20 protein-coding genes and 2 pseudogenes are annotated in these 19,666 nt (G+C 62.2%); 17 read left to right on the forward strand and 5 right to left on the reverse strand.

The window, feature by feature from the left end:
* On the forward strand, positions 1–272 hold a 272-nt coding region (locus ACWUKX_RS29855; RefSeq protein WP_456010250.1), incomplete at its 5' end, for a hypothetical protein.
* Positions 273–401: 129 nt separating this feature from the next.
* On the opposite strand, the gene ACWUKX_RS29860 is transcribed toward ACWUKX_RS29855, so the two are convergent.
* Both ACWUKX_RS29860 and ACWUKX_RS29865 read right to left on the reverse strand, forming a co-directional pair.
* On the reverse strand, positions 402–1,652 hold the full coding sequence (locus tag ACWUKX_RS29860; RefSeq protein WP_456010251.1) for an NAD(P)/FAD-dependent oxidoreductase: 1,251 nt from the start codon (positions 1,650–1,652) through the stop codon (positions 402–404).
* A 10-nt stretch (positions 1,653–1,662) separates the two neighbouring features.
* On the reverse strand, positions 1,663–3,051 hold the full coding sequence (locus ACWUKX_RS29865) for an aminotransferase-like domain-containing protein (RefSeq protein WP_456010252.1): 1,389 nt from the start codon (positions 3,049–3,051) through the stop codon (positions 1,663–1,665).
* A 311-nt stretch (positions 3,052–3,362) separates the two neighbouring features.
* Here ACWUKX_RS29865 and ACWUKX_RS29870 point away from each other — a divergent pair, with 311 nt between their 5' ends.
* From ACWUKX_RS29870 to ACWUKX_RS29885, 4 genes are read left to right on the forward strand one after another with little or no spacing between them, the layout of a single operon-like run.
* Positions 3,363–4,526, forward strand: a complete 1,164-nt coding sequence (locus ACWUKX_RS29870) for an ABC transporter ATP-binding protein (RefSeq protein ID WP_456010253.1) — start codon at positions 3,363–3,365, stop codon at positions 4,524–4,526.
* Positions 4,527–4,531: 5 nt separating this feature from the next.
* Positions 4,532–5,581, forward strand: coding sequence for an ABC transporter substrate-binding protein (locus tag ACWUKX_RS29875; RefSeq protein ID WP_456010255.1), 1,050 nt, complete (start codon positions 4,532–4,534; stop codon positions 5,579–5,581).
* Positions 5,582–5,586: 5 nt separating this feature from the next.
* On the forward strand, positions 5,587–6,867 hold the full coding sequence (locus ACWUKX_RS29880) for an ABC transporter permease (RefSeq protein WP_456010256.1): 1,281 nt from the start codon (positions 5,587–5,589) through the stop codon (positions 6,865–6,867).
* Between the two features lie 2 nt (positions 6,868–6,869).
* On the forward strand, positions 6,870–7,694 hold the full coding sequence (locus tag ACWUKX_RS29885; protein ID WP_287113243.1) for an ABC transporter permease: 825 nt from the start codon (positions 6,870–6,872) through the stop codon (positions 7,692–7,694).
* Positions 7,695–7,738: 44 nt separating this feature from the next.
* Here the strand turns inward: ACWUKX_RS29885 and ACWUKX_RS29890 are convergent, their stop codons facing one another.
* Positions 7,739–8,077 (reverse strand): winged helix-turn-helix transcriptional regulator, encoded by a 339-nt coding sequence (locus ACWUKX_RS29890; RefSeq protein ID WP_456010257.1) that lies wholly within the window; start codon positions 8,075–8,077, stop codon positions 7,739–7,741.
* 180 nt (positions 8,078–8,257) lie between these two features.
* Between ACWUKX_RS29890 and ACWUKX_RS29895 the strand changes: the two genes are divergently transcribed.
* The 3 genes from ACWUKX_RS29895 to ACWUKX_RS29905 are packed head-to-tail and all read left to right on the forward strand — an operon-like array spanning position 8,258 to position 9,541.
* Positions 8,258–8,407 carry an NAD(P)-binding domain-containing protein gene (locus ACWUKX_RS29895; protein WP_456010270.1) on the forward strand — a complete coding sequence of 50 codons (150 nt, stop codon included), beginning with the start codon at positions 8,258–8,260 and terminating at the stop codon, positions 8,405–8,407.
* Entirely contained in the window at positions 8,404–9,135 is a 732-nt protein-coding gene (locus tag ACWUKX_RS29900; protein ID WP_456010259.1) for an imine reductase family protein, read from the forward strand. The genes ACWUKX_RS29895 and ACWUKX_RS29900 overlap by 4 nt, the downstream gene beginning before the upstream one ends.
* A 7-nt stretch (positions 9,136–9,142) precedes the next feature.
* A complete protein-coding gene (locus ACWUKX_RS29905) occupies positions 9,143–9,541 on the forward strand; it encodes a GFA family protein (RefSeq protein ID WP_456010272.1) in 399 nt (132 codons plus the stop codon).
* A gap of 59 nt (positions 9,542–9,600) precedes the next feature.
* On the opposite strand, the gene ACWUKX_RS29910 is transcribed toward ACWUKX_RS29905, so the two are convergent.
* Positions 9,601–9,747, reverse strand: coding sequence for a hypothetical protein (locus ACWUKX_RS29910; protein ID WP_455841324.1), 147 nt, complete (start codon positions 9,745–9,747; stop codon positions 9,601–9,603).
* 146 nt (positions 9,748–9,893) lie between these two features.
* Here ACWUKX_RS29910 and ACWUKX_RS29915 point away from each other — a divergent pair, with 146 nt between their 5' ends.
* The 8 genes and pseudogenes from ACWUKX_RS29915 (at position 9,894) to ACWUKX_RS29950 (ending at position 17,540) form a co-directional block, all read left to right on the forward strand.
* Positions 9,894–10,241 carry a hypothetical protein gene (locus ACWUKX_RS29915; RefSeq protein ID WP_456010261.1) on the forward strand — a complete coding sequence of 116 codons (348 nt, stop codon included), beginning with the start codon at positions 9,894–9,896 and terminating at the stop codon, positions 10,239–10,241.
* 164 nt (positions 10,242–10,405) lie between these two features.
* Positions 10,406–10,876: an Hsp20 family protein gene (locus ACWUKX_RS29920; protein ID WP_095520210.1), complete on the forward strand. Its 471-nt coding sequence runs from the start codon at positions 10,406–10,408 to the stop codon at positions 10,874–10,876.
* 85 nt (positions 10,877–10,961) lie between these two features.
* Positions 10,962–11,463: pseudogene (locus ACWUKX_RS29925) on the forward strand (Hsp20/alpha crystallin family protein).
* A gap of 214 nt (positions 11,464–11,677) precedes the next feature.
* Positions 11,678–12,004 (forward strand): NADH dehydrogenase ubiquinone Fe-S protein 4, encoded by a 327-nt coding sequence (locus ACWUKX_RS29930; RefSeq protein WP_456010262.1) that lies wholly within the window; start codon positions 11,678–11,680, stop codon positions 12,002–12,004.
* A gap of 29 nt (positions 12,005–12,033) precedes the next feature.
* Positions 12,034–12,264: a hypothetical protein gene (locus ACWUKX_RS29935; RefSeq protein WP_456010263.1), complete on the forward strand. Its 231-nt coding sequence runs from the start codon at positions 12,034–12,036 to the stop codon at positions 12,262–12,264.
* 193 nt (positions 12,265–12,457) lie between these two features.
* Positions 12,458–14,365, forward strand: coding sequence for an ATP-dependent zinc metalloprotease FtsH (ftsH, locus tag ACWUKX_RS29940; protein ID WP_456010264.1), 1,908 nt, complete (start codon positions 12,458–12,460; stop codon positions 14,363–14,365).
* A gap of 56 nt (positions 14,366–14,421) precedes the next feature.
* Complete coding sequence (locus ACWUKX_RS29945; protein WP_456010265.1) at positions 14,422–15,075, forward strand: hypothetical protein; 654 nt, start codon at positions 14,422–14,424, stop codon at positions 15,073–15,075.
* A 266-nt stretch (positions 15,076–15,341) separates the two neighbouring features.
* Positions 15,342–17,540: a diguanylate cyclase gene (locus tag ACWUKX_RS29950; RefSeq protein WP_456010266.1), complete on the forward strand. Its 2,199-nt coding sequence runs from the start codon at positions 15,342–15,344 to the stop codon at positions 17,538–17,540.
* Positions 17,541–17,623: 83 nt separating this feature from the next.
* On the opposite strand, the pseudogene ACWUKX_RS29955 reads toward ACWUKX_RS29950, so the two are convergent.
* Positions 17,624–17,890 (reverse strand): annotated as a pseudogene (locus tag ACWUKX_RS29955) (ABC transporter ATP-binding protein); the annotation flags it as partial.
* A gap of 381 nt (positions 17,891–18,271) precedes the next feature.
* Between ACWUKX_RS29955 and ACWUKX_RS29960 the strand changes: the two are divergent.
* Entirely contained in the window at positions 18,272–19,267 is a 996-nt protein-coding gene (locus ACWUKX_RS29960) for a glycosyltransferase family 2 protein (RefSeq protein ID WP_456010268.1), read from the forward strand.
* Positions 19,268–19,666: the final 399 nt, after the last annotated feature.

Consider the following 19,666-nt stretch of genomic DNA (forward strand, 5'->3'; position numbering starts at 1 on the left):
GAATGTTGAATCAGAACTGCGATGATTTGGGAATCCCACGACTCTTACAAATCTCATCCCGCTCTAGTCATGGATTCTCCTTTTGCCCGCCGTTGGACAAGGATGGCCATCTCGATTTACCCGAAGGCAAATATCCACAGCTGGATTTGAATCAAATATGGCCGGTTAACCGGATCTTCAGCATCTCGAGACGACCTTGCTGCTGCGGACATGTGTTGAGTTCCGCCTCAGGCAAAAGACCCGCTCCGGAGACCGGGGCGGGTTTTGCTTGAATGGTGCTCGGGGTGGAACCGGCATCCGCAATTGGCGCGCAGGCTGGCGTCAGTTGGGGGACAGAAGAGAATGCCGAACGCCTATCCAATGCTCACGCGCTGCGCTACCGCGGCCGAGCCGACGTACCTTCATGCACCGAAGCGGTCCGCCGCAAATGGCGCGAGGCGGTCGCGATCGCCGCGTCCGGCAATCAGGTCGGCGACCAAGCGGGCCGTGATCGGAGCCAAAGTGAGGCCGAGATGACCATGACCGAAGGCATAGATCACCTTGGGGCTGCCACGCGACGGACCGATGACCGGCCGGGAATCGGGCAGCGACGGCCGGAATCCGAGCCATTCGGATGAAGGCCGGCCGAGTTGAGGAAAGAACTGCCTGACACCGCGATCGAGCAGCGCCAGCCGGCGCGGATTTGCCGGCGCTGCAAGCCCGCCGAGTTCGACAGTTCCGGCTACACGCAGCCGGCCAGTCATCGGCGTCATGTAGAAGCCGAGATCGACAGGACAGACCGGACGATTGAGCAGAGGCGCTTTGGTCGGGAATTCGAGATGATAACCGCGTTCGGTCTCGAGCGGGATCCTGTCGCCGGCCTGCATGGCCAACGCCCGCGATTGCGCGCCCGCGGCGATCACCACCGTGTGTGCCTTGACGCGAAAGCCGGAGCCACTGAGCCTGACACCGTCCGCCTCGACCGGCAGCCTGGTTACAGCAGCCTGCGCCACCGACACGCCGCGGGCGGTCGCGGCATCGAGCAGTCGCCGCATCAGTGTCTTCGGATCGGTGACATTCATCGAATCCGGGAAGTACAGGCCGCTGGCCCCGGTCGCTGGCAGGCCGGGCTCCAGCGCGGCCACCTCTTCCGGCGTCAGAACCTTTTGATGGACGCCAAACCCCGCGCGCAGCGCCCTGCCCCCAGCGGCCTTGGCGAAATCGCTCTCGCGACGATACAGGTAGAGACAGCCGTTGCGGCGCAGCAGGTCGGCCACATCAGCCTCCTTCACCATCTCCTCCCAGGCCGGCAGAGCCTCCGCCAAAAGGCCGGCGAGCGCCAGCGCATTGGCACGGGTGGCCGCCGGAAGCGACTGCCGCACAAAGCGGACCAGCCAGGGCGCAAGCTGGAAAAACGCCGGCCAGCGCAAGGCGAAAGGGCTGTCCGGATCGAGGAGCAGTTTTGGCAATTGGCGCAGCACGGCCGGGTTGCCGACCGGCATGCAGGCATATTCGGCGAGCGTTCCGGCGTTGCCGAACGAGGCGCCGGAGCCAGGCTCGTTGGGGTCGATGAGCATCACCTCGCGCCCCTCGGCCGCAAGCCGGAGTGCCGTTGCCAAACCGACAATGCCGGCGCCGACTATGGCGACTTCCACGGTTTCCGGTGCTGCCACGACCGAGCCCCTAGACAAAGCCAGGGAGTTGCAGATGCCCGGCCGCGAGCAGTTCGGCCATGGTGTTCAGGGCCGTGCGCAAATCGTCGAGCGAGCGCGCGGCGCCGACATTGATGCGTACCCCGTGCTGCACCGGCTCGCGCCCAACCGCGAAGGCATCGCCGGGAAGAACGGCAACGCCACGTTCCAGGCAGGTGCGAGCGAAACCCGCGCCCCGCCACGGCTCCGGGAGGCGCAGCCAGGCATGGGTCGAGGCGGCGTGGCTCTGGACATCGTACCGGCCGAGGATTTCGGTAACGATGGCCTGGCGCTGGCGAAGCTCCTGCTTCTGGGCTTCGATGATACGCGCCGCCGCGCCCTCTTCTATCAGTCGCGCGCCGATCAGCGCGGTCATAGGGCTGATGCTCCAGCAGTTGATGCGCAAAGCCGCGGCGACCTGGCCGGCTATGGCGCGTGGCGCGATCACAAAACCGAGGCGCAGTCCTGGGGCAACGCACTTCGACAAGGCACCGATGTGAACCGTCAATTCGGGCTCGAGGCTGGCAAGCGACGGCGGCGGATTGTCCGCCAGCGGGCGGTAGACGTCATCCTCGATGATGAGGACGTTATGGCGACGGGCCACAGCCACCAACTCGTGCCGGCGTTCCTCGGGTAGCGTGATGGTGGTCGGGTTGTGCAGGGTCGGCACCAGGAAGACCGCGCGCGGGCGGAGCTGCGCGCAGGCCGCCTCGAACGCGTCGGCCCGCATGCCGTCACGATCCATGGCGACGCCTCTGAGCTCTAACCCATGCACCCGGCACAATGCATTGATGCCCTGATAGGTCACTTCGTCGGCGAGCACGACGTCGCCCTGCCTGGTCACCGCGCCAAGCACACAGTCCAGCCCATGCTGCGCGCCCGCCGCCAGCACCACCCGGCCGGGATCGCCGTCGCCTGCCGCCGGCCGCATCCACTCGGCGATTGCCTCTCTCGCCCACAGCGGCCCCTCAGGCGGATGATAGTCCTGAAGCGTGACGTAGTTCCGGTCCTTGGACAGGCGCGGCAACAGCAGCGCCAGCGCGTCGAGATAGGCCGAGGTCGCTGGTCTGTTGACGGAAAGATCGATGACACCGGTGTCTTCGCTCGGCGCCGACACGAAACCTGGTCCTTCGCCGCCGTTGCGGGCGGCGACCGTGGTGCCGCGCCCGGGCCGCGCCTCGAGCAGCCCCCGCTGCTGCAGCGTCGACAGCGCGCGCGTCACCGTGGTGACGTTGATGCCAAGTGCGCGGGCAATCTCGCGCTGCGGCGGCAGCCGGTCTCCAACGGCAAGCGTCCCGGCTGTAATCCGTTCGGCAATAGCGTCCGCAAGGCGCCGGTAGACCGGGCCTTCATCCGAGGCGAGTTGTAGGTCCTGAAGCATGCGGCTTGGCGGTTTCGGTGTGTTGACACTCTGGCTACTGGCGCATCTAGCATAAGACAATGCTCCGGACAATAGCACTTGTCCGGTACACGTTTTCAAAATTCGCCTGAAAAATCTCACACAATCCCGAAGAAAGCCGCTTGACGGGCGAACTTGTCTGCATCTATGGTTCTTTAGCGATTGATTGTGTGAGCATACAAGTTTGTTTGCCGCCCTTGCGCGGCCAGCGTCATGCGAGACCAACCCATGGACGGCAAGCACCACCTCGTTTCGACAAGCGACCATTGCCGCCGCTCAACGGATTTCCGTCCGTGATCGCCGAAGCAACAGTCTTGCCAGCCGACAGCGCCGCTGCGGCACCGGACGCCGGCCGGCAGGGATTTGTCGAATTCGTCGATGTCGAGAAATCCTATGACGGCCGGACTTTCGCGGTGACACGGCTGAACCTCAGCGTGGCGCGCGGCGAGTTCCTTACCCTTCTCGGCCCCTCCGGTTCGGGCAAGACGACGACGCTCAACATGCTCGCCGGCTTCGAACGGCCGACCGGCGGCGTCATTACGCTTGAAGGCCGGTCGGTCGACAGGCTGCCGCCCTACGAACGCAACATCGGCATGGTGTTCCAGAACTACGCGCTGTTTCCGCACATGAGCGTCGAGGAGAACGTCGCCTTCCCGCTCTCGGTCCGCAAGATCACCAAGGCGGACGTTGCATCCCGCGTCGGCCGCGCGCTCGACATGGTGCGGCTGCGGCAGTTCGGCGACCGGCGGCCGGCACAGCTTTCCGGCGGCCAGCAGCAGCGTGTCGCGCTTGCCCGCGCGCTGGTGTTCGAGCCAAGCCTGGTGCTGATGGACGAGCCACTCGGCGCGCTCGACAAGAAGCTGCGCGAGCATATGCAGCTCGAGATCAAGCAGCTGCACACGATGCTCGGCGTCACCATCGTCTACGTGACGCACGACCAAAGCGAGGCGCTGACCATGTCGGACCGCGTTGCCGTCTTCAACAATGGCGGAATTGCCCAGCTCGGCTCGCCGGATGATCTCTACAACACGCCGCAGAGCTCCTTTGTCGCGAGCTTCATCGGCGAGAACAACACGCTGGAAGGCAAGGTCGAGCGCGTCTCCGGCAAGGAGTGCCGCGTCGCGCTGGACGGCGGCGGTTCGGTCGCCGCGCTGGCCATCGGAGTCACGGAGGGTGCGCCCTGCCATGTCGCCATCCGCCCGGAGCGGCTGAAGCTTGCGCCCGCTTCGAACGGAGCAAATGCGCTAACCGCCACCGTCGATGGCCACATCTATCTCGGCGACCACCAGCGTCTTCTGGCCAGGCTGGAAAACGGACAGGTGCTGACCGTCAAGGTTGGCCCCGAAGCGACCATGGGCAACGGGGAACCGGTCACGGTTTCCTGCGCGCCCAACGACTGCCGTGCCTTTCCGGCCGATGCCGGGACGGGCGGTTCCATCTCGAAAACAGGGGAATAAGAACAATGAAAATCACAAAGGCCCGGCTGTTCGCCTTCGCGGCAGCCACAGCATTCATCACCATGGGACATGCCGCCTTCGCCGACGAACTTTCGATCATGGCCAGCGGCGGCGCCTGGCAGGATGCCCAGCGCAAGGCATGGTTCGAGCCGTTCAGCAAGGAGACTGGGATCAAGATCGTCGAGCAGGAATATCTTGGCGATCTCGGCAAGGTCAAAGCGATGGTCGACACCGGCAACGTGCCGATCGATCTGGTGACGGTCGAGACCGCGACCGTGCTGCAGGGTTGCGACGCCGGCATTCTCGAGCGGCTCGACTATTCCAAGATCGCCCCCCGTGAAAAGTTCATCGAAGGTTCCGCACTCGACTGCGGCGTCGGTCTCGACGCCTATGGCGATGTGCTTGCCTATGACCCCAACGTGCTGAAGGAGGCGCCAACCTCGGTCCTCGACATCTTCGACACGACAAAGTTTCCGGGCAAGCGCGCGATGCGCAAGTTTCCGGCACAGAACCTCGAATGGGCGCTGATGGCCGACGGTGTCGCGCCGGCCGAGGTTTACGAGGTGCTGGCAACCCCCGAAGGCGTCGACCGTGCGTTCAAGAAGCTCGACACCATCAAGCAGGACATCGTCTGGTGGGATGCCGGCGCGCAGCCGCCACAGCTCCTCGCATCCAAGGAAGTGGTGATGACAACCGCCTGGAACGGCCGTATCCAGAACGCCATCGACAAGGACGGGGCACCGTTCAAGATCGTCTGGAACAACCAGATCCTCGAATACGACATGATCGCCATTCCGAAGGGCGCCAAGAACCCGGAGCTGGCCTACAAATATCTTGCCTATATCAGCCAGCCGGAAATCAGCGCCAAGCTCGCCAGCTACATCACCTACGGGCCGGTGCGCATCGATGCGGCCTCCTTCGTCGCGCCGGACGCCCTGCCGAAATTGCCGAACGCACCTGACCACATGACCGCTTATCTGGTCGCCGACACCGAATTCTGGGGTGACTATGGCGAGGATCTGGTCAAGCGCTTCAACGCCTGGCTCGCGCAGTAGGGAAAATGTCGGCGCTTGAGCCCACGAAACTGGACCGGCCGCGGGCAAGCCGCGACTGGTCGGCCGCCGATTCCGGCACAGCAAAGTCGGTCGCGGCGGCGCTTCGGCGCGCCGATCTCGGCGACCGGCTGCGATCGCTGGCGCTGGCGGCGCCTTTGCTCGTGCTGCTGGCGTTGAGCTTCGGCATCCCGATTGTCCTGCTTCTGTCGCGCGCCGTCTATGATCCGACGATTGCCGACGCCTTGCCGCAGACCAGCCAGGCATTGCGCGGCTGGAACGGCACCGGACTGCCCGACGACGCTGCCTTCCTGGCTCTTGCCGCCGACCTCCGGAGCAATCAGGCCAAGGGCACCGCCTATGAACTCGCCAAGAGCCTCAACGCCCGCCTGCCGGGTGCACGCAGCCAGGTGCTCAAGACGGTGCGCCAACTGGAAGCCGCCGACAGGCCGCCGCTGGAGGTGATGAAAGCCGTGCCGTTCTGGTCGGCGCCGGGCACATGGCCGGTCATCGAGAGCGGCACCCATAGCGTGACGTCGTTCTACCTGCTGAGCGCGCTTGATCTGCGCTGGAACGGCGATGGCGGCATCGAAAGGGTGTCACCCGAACAGGCGATCTTCGTGCAGGTGTTCATGCGCACATTTTTCGTCGCCGCAGCGGTGACGCTGGCCACGCTGATACTGGGCTTCCCCCTCGCCTACCTCATCGCCTCCGTGCCCAAGGGCCTCGCCGCCATCCTCATCGTCGCGGTGCTGTTGCCGTTCTGGACGTCGATCCTGGTGCGAACCGCGGCCTGGACGGTGCTCCTGCAGAAATTCGGCCTGGTCAACGACCTGCTGCTGTGGCTCGGCGTCGCCGACGACCGGCTCGACCTGATGTACAGCCGCATCGGACTGATCATCGCCATGACCCACATCCAGCTGCCGTTCACGCTGCTGCCGATCTACAGCGTCATGCGCGCCATCCAGCCTTCGCAGATGAAGGCTGCCTATTCGCTCGGCGCAAAACCTTATACCGCGTTTCGCCGCGTCTATCTTCCACAGGTCTTTCCGGGCGTGATGGCCGGCTGCCTGCTCACCTTCATCCTCTGCCTCGGCTATTACATCACGCCGGCGCTGATTGGCGGCGCTAGCGACCAGCTGATCAGCAATTTCATCGCCAGCTACGTTAATGTCGAACTGAACTGGGAGATGGCGGCGGCGCTCAGCTTCATCCTGCTCGTCTTCACCCTGGCGCTGTTCGGCATCTTCGCCCGCATCCTCGGCCTCGACCGCCTCAAGCTGGTGTAGCCATGTTGCTGTCTTCCTATCCGACGACAGGCGAAAGAATCCGCATCACCCTGCTCTGGCTGTGGTGCGGCATGGTGATCCTGTTCCTCCTCGTGCCTATCCTCGTTCCCGTTCCCCTGTCGTTCAACAGCGGCGCCTTCTTCATCTTCCCGCTGGAGGGAATTTCGACACGCTGGTACGAGGTCGTGCTTGGAACCCAGCGCTGGCAATCTGCGATCGGCAACAGCCTGATCGTTGCCTTCGGGACGACGCTGATCGCAACGACGCTGGGCACGTTGACGGCAATCGCGCTTTCCGACGAAAAGTTCCCCGGTCGCCGCATTGTCATGCCGCTTTTGTTGTCGCCGCTGATCGTGCCGGTGGTGATCACCGCCGTCGGCTCGTATCTGTTCTACGCACGTGTCGGACTTGCCAGCACCTATGCCGGCATCATCCTGGCGCATACCGCGCTCGCCAGTCCGTTCGTCGTCGTCACGGTGGGAGCGAGCCTCACCGGCTTCGACCGCAATCTGATGCGCGCCGCCGCCATCTCCGGAGCAAGGCCCATCACATCGTTTTTCAGGGTCATGCTGCCGCTGATCCTGCCCGGCGTGCTGTCAGGGGCCGCTTTCGCCTTCGTCACCTCGTTCGACGAGGTCGTCGTGGTGCAGTTCCTGGCCAGCGCCAATCAGCGCACTATGCCGCTCGAAATGTTCATCGGGCTGCGCGAGAAGTTGAGCCCGGCAATCACCGCCGCCGCGACGCTGATGATGGTGTTGTCGATTGTGCTGCTCGTCGTCGCCAATCTTCTGGCCCGTCGTGGCAAGCAGCGACCGCGCATCGACTAGGACTTGTGCGGCGGTCGGCCAGAACCTCTATAGGTCTGCCCGGGTCAGGCCGCTTTGCGCTGCGATTTCCATGTCTCGTGGCGCTTGCCCCACGCCGACATGACTGTCACCGCATCGTTCAGGCTGAAGCCGAGCGGTGTGATCGAGTATTCCACGCGAGGCGGCACCTCCTCATAGACGCGCCGGCTGATCAGCCCGTCGGCTTCCATCTGCCGCAATTGTTGCGTGAGCACTTTCTCGCTGACGCCAGGCAGCAACCGTCGCAGTTCGGCGAAGCGGTACGGCCGCAGGTGCAGTTCCCACAGCAGCGAGGTTTTCCACTTTCCGCCGATGGCCTGCAGCGCAGCAGCAAAACCGCAGCTGTCTGGTTCCTTGCGCCTCATTTGGCAGCTCCTGTCATGATGGCGATAGCTTACCTCAAGGTGCGTACTTCTCAACGCAGCAAGAATTTATATCTTCGGATCGAGCGCGCCAAACATAAAGCGGACCCTCGTCGAGAGGGCCATCAGTCTATCGGAGAAGTTATTATGATATCAAATGTCTGCGTCGTCGGCGCGGGCCGAATGGGCTCGTCCATTGCTCGAACGCTGCTCGACCGCGGCTGTCCAACATGGGTCTGGAATCGGACCGCGGCAAAGTGCGAGCCATTAGCGGCCCTTGGCGCGAAGGTCGCCCCCCGGTGGAGGCTGGAATTGAGGCGGCCGAACTCGTGATCATCAATGTTGTCGACTATGCCGCCAGCGAGGCTTTGCTGAAGCGAGGTGACGTCGCTTCGGCATTGGCCGGGAAGGCCGTCGTACAACTCACCTCCGGCTCACCGCGTCTGGCGCGGGAAGAAGCGCGCTGGGTAAAAGCGCATGGTGCCGGCTATCTGGACGGGGCAATCATGGCAACTCCGGACTTTATCGGCAAGCCAGAGACCGCACTGCTTTATTCGGGTTCTCGCGACGTTTACGAGAAGCACAAGCCCCTGCTTTTCGCACTCGGCGGCGGCACGAGCTATGTCGGGGAGCTGCCGGGTCAAGCCTCGGCGCTTGATACCGCTCTGCTCACTCAGATGTGGGGCGGGCTCTTCGGAGCGCTCCAGGGCATGGCCGTCGCCGAGGCTGAAGGTCTCGACGTGGCGACGTTCAGGAGCCATCTTTCCGGATTCAAGCCGGTTGTCGATGCCGCTCTGTTCGACCTGGTGGATAGAACGAATGCACGCCGTTTTGCCGGCGACGACGCGACCCTGGCGTCATTGGGTGCCCACTACAGCGCCTTCCAGCACCTGCTTGAGGCATGCGAGGAGCGAGGCCTCGACGCGGCTATGCCGCGCGCCATGGATATGATCTTTCGGCAGGCGCTCTCGCTCGGGAGCATGGAAGATGATTTTGCATCCCTCGCGCCCCTGTTTCGAAATGGCTCGCCGCGCCAGAGCGGGGCGCCCGCGAATGCATAGCGGCAAGATGAAACGAACCGCGACCTGCTCATGCCAGGCTGTGGAACTTGTCCTCGCCGGAGAGCCGCGACGCGTCTATGCGTGCAGTTGCATGGAGTGCCAGCGCTGCACCGGAACGGCGTTCTCATACCGGGCCATTTACGCCGACTCCACCGTCGTCGGCCACAAAGGCGAGACCAGATCCTGGCGCAGAACCGGCTCGTCCGGACAATGGCTGGAGCAGACATTCTGCACGACGTGCGGCTCGGTCGTCTTCATGCGGGCAGAAGGGCTGAAGAATGCGCTGTCGGTATCGGTCGGCTGTCTGGAGGACCCGGAATTCCCGCCCCCGACAATGCTCCATTGGCCTCACAGAAAGCATAGATGGCTTTGTTTGGAAGGCGTGCCCGAAGGAGCCGACTCTTGAGCAGCGTGTCCTCCCCGCTCGATCATCGGGCGAGCCGGCCACCCAACCGGATCAACCCTTTAGCGGACCACGAGGAAACGCCGTTCTCCGCCGCGAAACAGGTCGAGCGCGATCGTTCCGGCAGTTTGGCGCAAAGCCGCGGTGAACTCGGCCACCGTCGAAAGCGGATGCCGATTGACGGCAAGGAGCATGTCGCCAGGACGCAACCCCGATCGCGCCCGCGCACGCAGTTATCGGGGCCTTGGAGTCTCTTGAAATTTCGGGGAAGGCATCCAAAATTTCGATCGGGTGAAACTCTCGCGAGCCACCGAAGAACGTCCACAAAGGAGAATGTTGAAGCGGAGGACCATCGATGAAAGGAGCTACTATTCCCCCGATTGCGGCTGAAACCCCTGATCTTTTTCTCGACCGGCTGCTCCACCCGGCGCGGCACTTCGAGCGTCCGCAGGACGTGCTCACCGCCATGACGTTGGACGTCCGGGAAAAGCGTGCCATCCTTTCATCCTGGGCATCAGATGCCTGTGCGGTAGAATCCGTGCCGGCGCTGCGTATGCCGCCGGGCGCGACCGCACCGGTCACCTTCGACGCGATCATGGAGGCGTTGCGCCACTTGGACGAGTTATCCCGCCAAATCGGCAGTGGCCGCGAGGCTGACGGCTCAACCGTGACCGGCTTTGCAGCCACGGTCAACCAGCTCTAACGGCATGCGTCTCACTGAAAATTCTCCTATGTGCCTCTTGAAGGCGCAACACACTGTTCTAAATCAACAATCGCCGGTCGCCGAATGGGGCCGGCGCAGTCCAGGAGGCGTCAAGGGCTCTTGGCGCCATCCTGTATCCATGTTGCTCAAAGGAGGATGTGGCTATGAGGACGAACCTCGATTTTACACCCCTGTTCCGGTCAAGCGTCGGCTTCGACCGCATTTTCAACATGCTCGAGGATGCGAGCCGCGTCAGCACCATCGACAACTGGCCGCCTTACGACATCGCCAAAGTTGGTGAGGACGACTACCGCATCACGATGGCAGTGGCTGGGTTCTCGCGGGATGAGCTGACGATCACTCACCAGCCCAATATGCTGGTTGTGAGCGGATCGCAGACCGGTGAAGACAATGGCGAGTATCTCTACCGCGGCATTGCCGATCGAGCCTTCGAGCGTCGGTTCGAACTGGCCGACCATGTCAAGGTAGCCGGCGCCAGCCTCGAAAACGGGCTGCTCACCGTCGATCTCAAGCGCGAGATTCCCGAAGAGATGAAACCGCGCCGGATCGCTATCGGCGGCAGCGCGGCAAAGGCGAAGCCGCAGCAGATCGAAGGCGAGAAAAACGCGGCTTGATGCATCGCACATCTGAAAAGGCAAGGCACCGGCGGTCGTCGGTGCCTTCCAGAAGCATGCCTGCTGAACATGGAGGTAAATGACTATGAATGTGCGTGATCTCATTCCCTGGGGCCGCAACGGCAGTCAGACCCCGAGCGTCTATCGCGGCGGCGACCAGAACCCGTTCCTTTCGCTCCATCGCGAGGTGAACAGGTTGTTCGAGGATGTTTCGCGGACGTTTGGCACGCGGCTTTCCTTCCCTCGGACAGCTCTCGCCGTTCAACGGCGGCTGGCCCAAGGTGGAGATTTCGGAATTGGATACCGAGCTTCGCGTCACCGCCGAGGTCCCTGGCATGGAAGAGAAGGACATCGAAGTCCTGCTCGACGACGACGTGCTGACCCTGCGTGGCGAAAAACGGTCGGAAACCGATGAGAAGGATTACTCCGAGCGCTTCTACGGTCGCTTCGAGCGGCGCATACCCCTCGGCTACGAGGTCGAGGACGACAAGGTCAAAGCGTCGTTTACCAATGGCGTGTTGCCTCTGGCGCTGCCGAAGAACCCGAACGCGCAGTCAAAGGTGAAGCGCATTCCGATCAACCACTGATGCATGGAGCAGTCGGAGGCGGCTGGCCGCTGCCTCCGGCGCATCCTTCGCCAAATGGGAGGGGATGGATGATGCAGAAGCAAGAAAGTGAGTCACACGAGTCGTAGAAAATCTCGAACCGGCAAACGACAACGGCAGGAGAGCGCTGTGGGTCGGCAGATCCGAGTTCCCGCGCCACGCGGTCGCGCGGATCTACAAGCCTTGCCGCTCAGCCATGACCTCGGGCGCCCGGCCGAAAGGCTGGCGGCTGGTGTTCGAGCGCCGTACTGCGCCGGTCATCGAACCGCTGATGGGCTACACAGGAGGCGGAGACACACTGACCCAGGTGGAGCTTGATTTTCCGACGCTTCAGGCGGCCATCGACTATGCCGAACGCCAGGGCCTTGCCTATATCGTCCAGGGTAATTCGGCTGCGCATCGTCAGATGCTGAGAAACGGCTGCAGGCCGGTGCAGATGTGGTCTGGAATCGCCTTAAGCTGGCTTGGCTGCAAAGCAGCTACGGTGCTGTGTCCCAGGCCCCGCATTGCGGATCGGCGCTGACAGACCCGGAGGCGCTCTATGCGTCGCCGATGGACGTGGTCGCCGACCCTCTTCTGACCGTCGAAGAGAAACGCTCCATCCTGCGCAACTGGGCATGGACCGAATATCTGGTCGATCTCTCAACCGGCGAGGGCATGCCGGAGAACGAGCGGCCGGCGCGGCTCGACGAAGTAGGGCTGGCACTGCTCGCACTGGAGCGCGGGATTGCGGCAGCGAAAGATTCCCTTCCAGTTCCTGCACGCAGCTATGGTGCAGCTTGAGGTGCCGATGCCATTGTTGCCGCCCTCGCCGCCTGCAGCCTTTGGTTTGCGGGTCACCGTCCGCTCCGCAGCCTGACGCTTTCAAGCGGCCTGTCGGATGTTCCCGGACCGGCTTTTTTGTGCTTCGGCCACATTGACCCGGATGCCGTGACGGTTCGGCGACCTCCATCGATATGATGCTGGAGGACACGCCATGGACATGAGCAGCAGGAAGACGCAGTTCAATATCTGGTACTGGATCGCCGCCTTCGCGGTGCTGATGATCTTCCAATATGTCTACACCGCCACGCAGCACGTCGCGCAGATTCCCTATAGCCAGTTTGAGACCCTGCTACGCGACGGCAAGATCGCCGACGTGCAGGTTTCCGATCGCTTCATCCAAGGCCGCTTCAAGGAGCCGCAGGACGGGAAACCGCTATTCATTACCACGCGCGTCGAGCCGAATCTCGCACGGCAGCTGCAGGAACACGGCGTCACCGTCACCGGCCAGATCGAAAGCACCTTCCTGAGCGACCTGCTCTCCTGGGTCGTCCCGATCCTCGTCTTCTTTGGCTTGTGGATGTTGCTGATGAGACGCATGGGCGGTGGGATGGGCGGTTTGATGCAAATCGGCAGGAGCAAGGCCAGGGTCTATGTCGAGGCCAATACCGGCGTGAGGTTCGACGACGTGGCAGGTGTCGATGAGGCCAAGGCCGAGCTGCAGGAGATCGTGGATTTTTTGAAAAACCCGCAGGAATACGGCCGGCTTGGAGGGCGCATGCCCAAGGGCGTGCTGCTGGTCGGGCCACCCGGCACCGGAAAGACGCTGCTCGCCAAGGCCGTTGCAGGCGAGGCAAATGTTCCATTCTTCTCGATCTCAGGCTCTGAATTCGTCGAGATGTTCGTGGGCGTCGGCGCCGCTCGTGTGCGCGACCTGTTCGAGCAGGCACGCGCCAAAGCCCCGGCGATCATCTTCATCGACGAACTCGATGCGCTGGGCCGCGCCCGCGGTGCGGGCCCGATGATGGGCGGCCACGACGAGAAGGAGCAGACACTCAACCAACTCCTGGTCGAGCTCGACGGTTTCGATCCGAAAATCGGCGTCGTGCTGCTCGCTGCGACGAACCGCCCGGAAATCCTTGACCCGGCACTTCTTCGCGCCGGCCGTTTCGATCGGCAGGTGCTGGTCGATCGGCCGGACAAGCAAGGTCGCGTCCAGATACTTCAAGTCCACATGAAAAAGGCCAAGCTGGCGGCGGATGTCGACGCGGAGAAAGTTGCCGCGCTGACGCCGGGTTTTACCGGCGCCGACCTCGCCAATCTCGTCAACGAGGCCACTCTGCTTGCCACGCGCCGGAGGGCGGACGTCGTCACGATGGAGGATTTCAACAATGCGGTCGAGCGCATCGTGGCGTGGCTCGAGAAGCGCAACCGGTTGTTGAACCCTAGGGAACGCGAGGTCGTCGCCTATCACGAAATGGGCCATGCGCTGGTAGCCATGGCGCTGCCCGGAGTGGATCCCGTACACAAGGTATCGATCATCCCGCGCGGCGTCGGCGCGTTGGGCTACACGATCCAGCGGCCGACTGAGGACCGATTCCTCATGACGCGCCAGGAACTGGAGAACAAGATGGCGGTGCTGCTCGGCGGCAGGGCGGCCGAGTGGATCGTGTTCGGGCATCTGTCCACGGGGGCCGCCGATGACCTAGCCAAAGTGACCGACATCGCCCGCGCCATGGTCACGCGTTACGGCATGTCGGAAAAACTCGGCCACGTGGCGCTGGAAAAGGACCAGCGCTCCTTCCTGAGCCCCAACCCACTCGCCGGCGGTTCGCGCGAGCACGATTACGGCGAGGCCACCGCCGAAGCTATCGACGAGGAAGTTCGCAGCATCGTCGATACAGCTTTCGCGCGAACCGTCGGGCTCCTCACGGAGCGACGGGATCTGCTGGAAAAGACGGCGCGCAAACTGCTCGAAATCGAGACGCTCAGCGAGGCTGAACTCGCATCGCTCGTCGGAAACGTCTCGGCACCGGATCGCACGGAGCCATCCGAACCGGAATTGGGCAGGCGACCGGTACGACGAGGCAAGGCTGCGGCTACAGACTTGTCGCGCGGGTAGGCCGATCATAGTCGCCTTCGGTCGCGTCGTGGTTGAGCCGAACGAAGGAGGACGCAATGACGAAAGAGAGCACCAACACGCAGCAAGTCCTGCAGTGCATGACAACCGAGCATTTCGTGCTGCAGACCGCCCGCGCAGCCACGATTCAAGAAGCGAACCAGCGCGGCAATCTGTTCCTCACGTCAGTCTCGAGCGTAACGATCGCTCTGTCATTCGTCGCGCAAGTCACGGAAATGGGTATGCCCTTCGTGCTGTTCAGCCTGATCCTGCTGCCTTGCCTGTTCTTCATCGGTCTGGTCACTTTCGTGCGCGTCGTGCAGGTTGCGATCGAGGATATGGTGCACGCCCGTGGCATGGCGCGGATCCGGCACTATTACGTCGAACTCGCGCCGATCATGCAAAAGTACCTTATCCACTCTACGCACGACGACCGCTCGGCAGTGCTCGTCGACAAGGGATTGAGACCATCGCCCCTGCAGTATTTCATGACGACCGCAGGCATGGTGAGTACGATCAGCGGCGCGATCGCAGGCGTCTTTGCGGGCATAGTTGCGACATCGGTGATCGGTTCAGGGATGGTTCTCGGCGTGATTTCCGGAATTTTGGCTTTCGTTATAAGCATCTTGCTTCTGCGCCGTTACCACGACCGAGCTTGGGCGACAGCCGAGCAGAAATTGATGACACATTTCCCGGGCGCGCCTGGGAAATGATGTCTTGCGGGACCGGCGCAGCCGGCTGGCTATCGGCTGAATCCTGCAAGGGCCGTACGTATGGCCTGCCTGGCGCTGTACGAGGTCGGATGCTCACCCTCGCAACTAGGCGCCCGAGGCAAATCGCTGTGGGCCGGAGAGGCAAAAGAGCCGCCGGATTGGCTCATCGTTAGGACGTTGATAAGCATTTGGTAATAAAAGGCGGAAAATGAAATGCTGGCTCGATCGGGTATGTATGATGCCGTCGTTTTCAGCGGGCCTGTGACGTGCGCATCAAGAGCCAGATCATTCTCAGCATGGTGGCCGCCTCGGCTTTGATCGGCCTCGTAGGCGGCGTTGCGATTTTTACACAGATGGCCGCGATCAGGTCGTTGGGATTGACCGAAGCGGCCAATGTCGCGCAGGAATTGGCCAACACGATCGTCTTCAAGTCATCCGATGGGGCACCTTCGCTGTTCGAGCGACCCGACGCGCTGCGCGAGTTTCTGGAGCATCAGCACCATGATTCGCGCAGGGATTTCCTTGTCGTCAACCGCAACAAGGTCCTTCTGGCCCACGCTTCCGACGAAGACCATAATATCGGCGACAAGTTCGATCACGACGCCGGCAATGAAGTCGGCCAGACTCTAGAGGATGGCGTCCGACGCAGATTTACCGATTCTCACGAGGCCAACGATATGCTGGTCCTTCCGATCGAACATCCCGAGGACACGATCATCGGCGCCGTACTCTTGGAATACGACCCCCTGCTAAGCGATGCCGAACGGCGCACCAGCAACATGCTTTGGTTGGTCGGCATCAGCGCGGCGGCCGCCATGCTGGTTGCGGCGGGATTCGCGGCGGCACTGCTGCGCCGCTTCGGCGCCGGCCTTTCAGACCTGACGAAAGGCATGCAAGCGCTGGCCAAAGGCGATGCCATGACGCGCATAAGCCACACCCGCAACGACGAGTTCGGGCAACTGGCGCATGGCTTCAACACCATGGCGGCCGAGCTTGAATCGGCGCGAGCCCACATCGAGGATATCGTCGACACGGCGGCCGAAGGCATTGCCGTCCTCGACGGTGATGGCCGGATTGCCAGCGTCAATCCCTCGGCGGCCTCGATGATTGGGCGGCGCGCCGACAAGATCGTCGGCGAGGAATGGCGCTCGGTCATGACGATGCGTGATCCGAGAGGCGGCGATTTCGCTGCCGGGACATCTCCCGTCGAGCTGGCCTTGACCTCGGGCCGCCAACACCAGAGCGAAGTGCGCTTGACAAAATGGGATGGCTCGCATTTGCCGATGATCGCGAGCTGCAGTCCCCTCAGCAAGTCCGACGGTGGTCTCGTCCTCACGCTCAACGACATCAGCGAACTGCGCCGCGCGGAAGGCGTTGTGAACGAGCGTGCCGATCAACTAGCGGTGCTAAATCGCGAATTGCACGAGAAGTCGGAAACCACTTCCCGTCTGGTGAAGCTAGGGGAGCTGCTGCAGGCCTGCGTTACGTTTCCTGAAGCGTTTTCAGTGGTCGGCACCGCCATGGCCGAGTTCCTCGGCGGCTTGAGCGGGACCGTCCACCTGACCAGCGCCTCGCGCAACCTGGTGGAAGAGGTGGCGCATTGGGGCTCCGTTCGGTCGAGCGCTACCCAATTTGCGCCGGAAGACTGCTGGGCGTTGCGCCGCGGGCAGGAGCATGTCGCCGGCCCGGGCATGCTGTCGCCGCGCTGCGCCCATATCACCGAGAATGGCGGCAAGGGCTACGTCTGCATGCCTCTGGCGGCACAAGGCGAAACGCTGGGCATCCTCCACTTGTGTGAACCGAATGCGGCTGACAAACCGCAATGGCTGGCTGAGAGGCAGCAGATCCTGCGCGGCGTTGTCGATACGCTGGCATTGGCGCTCGCCAATCTGCGCTTGCGCGAGACGCTGCGGCAGCAATCGATCCGCGATCCGAACACCGGTCTGTTCAACAGGCGGTATCTCGAGGAAACCAGCAGCCGTGAACTGCGCCGGATGGAGCGCTCGGCTCAGCCGCTGGTGATCATGATGCTCGACGTCGATCATTTCAAACAGTTCAACGACACGTTCGGCCACGAGGCCGGCGACTTAGTCTTGAAGCAGGTCGCCGCCACATTGATCGAGCATGCCAGGGATAGCGATGTCGTATCGCGCTACGGCGGTGAGGAATTCGCCCTCGTAATGCCGGGATGCTCGCTGGAGGAAGGCGCTGAGAGGGCAGAGGCGCTGCGCCAGGCAATCAGGCAGCTTCACTTGGCGCATCGCGGGCGGACGCTGGGCACTGTTACAGTTTCGTTCGGGGTCGCCGCTTACCCGGAGCATGGAGCGGGCTGGGCCGAACTCACGAATGCTGCGGATCACGCGCTTTACGAGGCCAAGGGTGAGGGTCGCGACCGGGTCATCGTCGCTCGCAGCAGCGCCCCCGGCGAGCGACAATTCCAGTTGGTAACATCTCCCAAAAAATAGCCGGACACTCGTCTGGGCTTGATATCGCTAAAGTGTCGCTCGCCACGACGGCCCGGCGCACGCAGCAGGCACGACAGCCCCAGTCACTCTATTGATTCATGCTGGTAGAGTTCATCAATGCTGAGCGTCGCCAGAGCGGCGAAAAGCGCCTGCTTTTTCACACGACCGCGGCTGAGGATCACCACGTCGTCGCAGAACGAGATGGTGCTGTGATGATGACTGATGACAATGGTCGTGCGGCGGCCGGCACTCGACTTGAGCATCTCGACAATTGCCGCTTCCGACCATCCGTCCACTGCATTGGTGGCTTCGTCCAGGATGAGGATATCGGGATCGCGCACCATGGCCCGTTCGGCGTCGCCAGCCGAGGCCGCGTCCTGCCCATGGATTATGTCGCTGCAAATGGCGCAGTCATCAACCGAAGACCAGCACAAGGTCCCGCGCACGCGAGGCCGAAGTTGCGGGCGGCCGCCAATCCGCGCCGCGCGGCGCCAGTTGACCGGCTTGTTCAGTACAGGCTAATAAGGCAGCGCTACGCGACCGATCCTTGTGTCTGTTTTTCGGATTTGGCGTTGCTTCGTCACGGTTCGAACCCGCCAGCTACGATAGTCAGGCTGAATGACCGACCTCATTTGCCTCGAATTCGCGCAGGATCATGGAAGAGCGGTGCTGATTGCAATGCTGGCGTCATCCGTTGTTTACCAGCTCCTGCAGAAAAAACGAAGGCTCCAATGATCCAAGACAATGCCACGGTAGGCGTCGTGGTGCCGATGTTCAATGCCGAGCGAACCATTCGCGCCACCTTGACCAGCATCTGCCAGCAGGACCATCAGGCGCTGGACATTATCGTGGTGGACGACGGGTCGACGGACCAGTCCGCCTCGATTGTGGCCTCCTGTGCTGAGAGAGACCGGCGTATACGTCTAATGAGGCAGTCGAACGCCGGTGTTGCGCAGGCCCGCAACAGCGGTGCGGCCTCTACCGATGCGGAGTTTCTGGCGTTTGTCGACGCGGATGATCTCTGGGCCCCATCGAAGATCGCACTGCAACTGCGCGCCCTGCAGGAAGGCGGCTCTTCTGCGGGCCTGGCATATTGCTGGTTTGCCCAAATCGACGAGAACGGCCGGGTATTCTCACTATCCTTCCGGCCCGATGCCGATGGCCGCGTTCTGCAACGGATGTGCAGAATGAACTTTGTCGGCAACGGAAGTTCGATGCTGGTTCGTCGCTCCGCATTCGAGCGGGCGGGACAATTCGATCCTTCGCTGAGGGCCAGGAATGCACAAGGCTGCGAGGATCTTCTAATGTGCCTCAGAATAGCGGAAAATTACGAATTCCGCGTCGTGCCTCAGCATCTCGTGGGTTACCGGATAACGAACGTCAACATGTCGAGCGATGTCATGCAGATGCTTCGTTCGTGTGAGATTGTTCTTGCCGAGTTTCGCGAAAAATATCCGCAGTTCGGCAGCGATCTCGATGCGCATCTGGTCGATATGATCCATTGGCTTGCGTTGAGAGCTTTGATCGGCGGGCAGCTTTACGCAGCCTGCGACCTATCGAGGAGACTCTTCGTCCTGGATCCGCGCACGGCAATTTCTCGCCTGCCCAACATGGTAGATGTTTACTGCAGGGCCAGGTTGGTTCCTCGCTGGGTCAAGGTTGGAGTGAAACGGATGCGCAACAAGAACGCCAAGTTCCGTCCGCTCTATGAAGAGACCAGCTGGTGAATATCAGCGCGTCACTGTTCGGGCGGTTGCGGCGGCTCATCCGCTTGGCGGCAGCACCTGCATGGCCGGGCCGACTATCGTCGGACTTGGTTTGGCCGCGGCGGTTCTCGAAGGTGCCGGCCTCTTCCTGTTCATTCCCCTGCTCCAGAGTCTCGGAGCGTCGTCATCTCAATCCGGCAAATGGCAGCCGATATTTGACCGGCTCCTGGCGTCCGTCCCGGAACACCTGCCCGTCGATTGCCGGTGCCAGCCGCGACGATCGCGTCCGTACTTGCGGATGCGCAGGCCTCGAATATCATGTCAGTTTTCTGCAGTCTGCCGAGATTGCGCTTCCTAGAGCGCTTCGCCTTTTGACTGAATCTGGATTCCCAAGTTTGCGCAAATCAGATTCGATGTCCT

The sequence above is a fragment of the Mesorhizobium sp. f-mel genome (assembly GCF_053850215.1).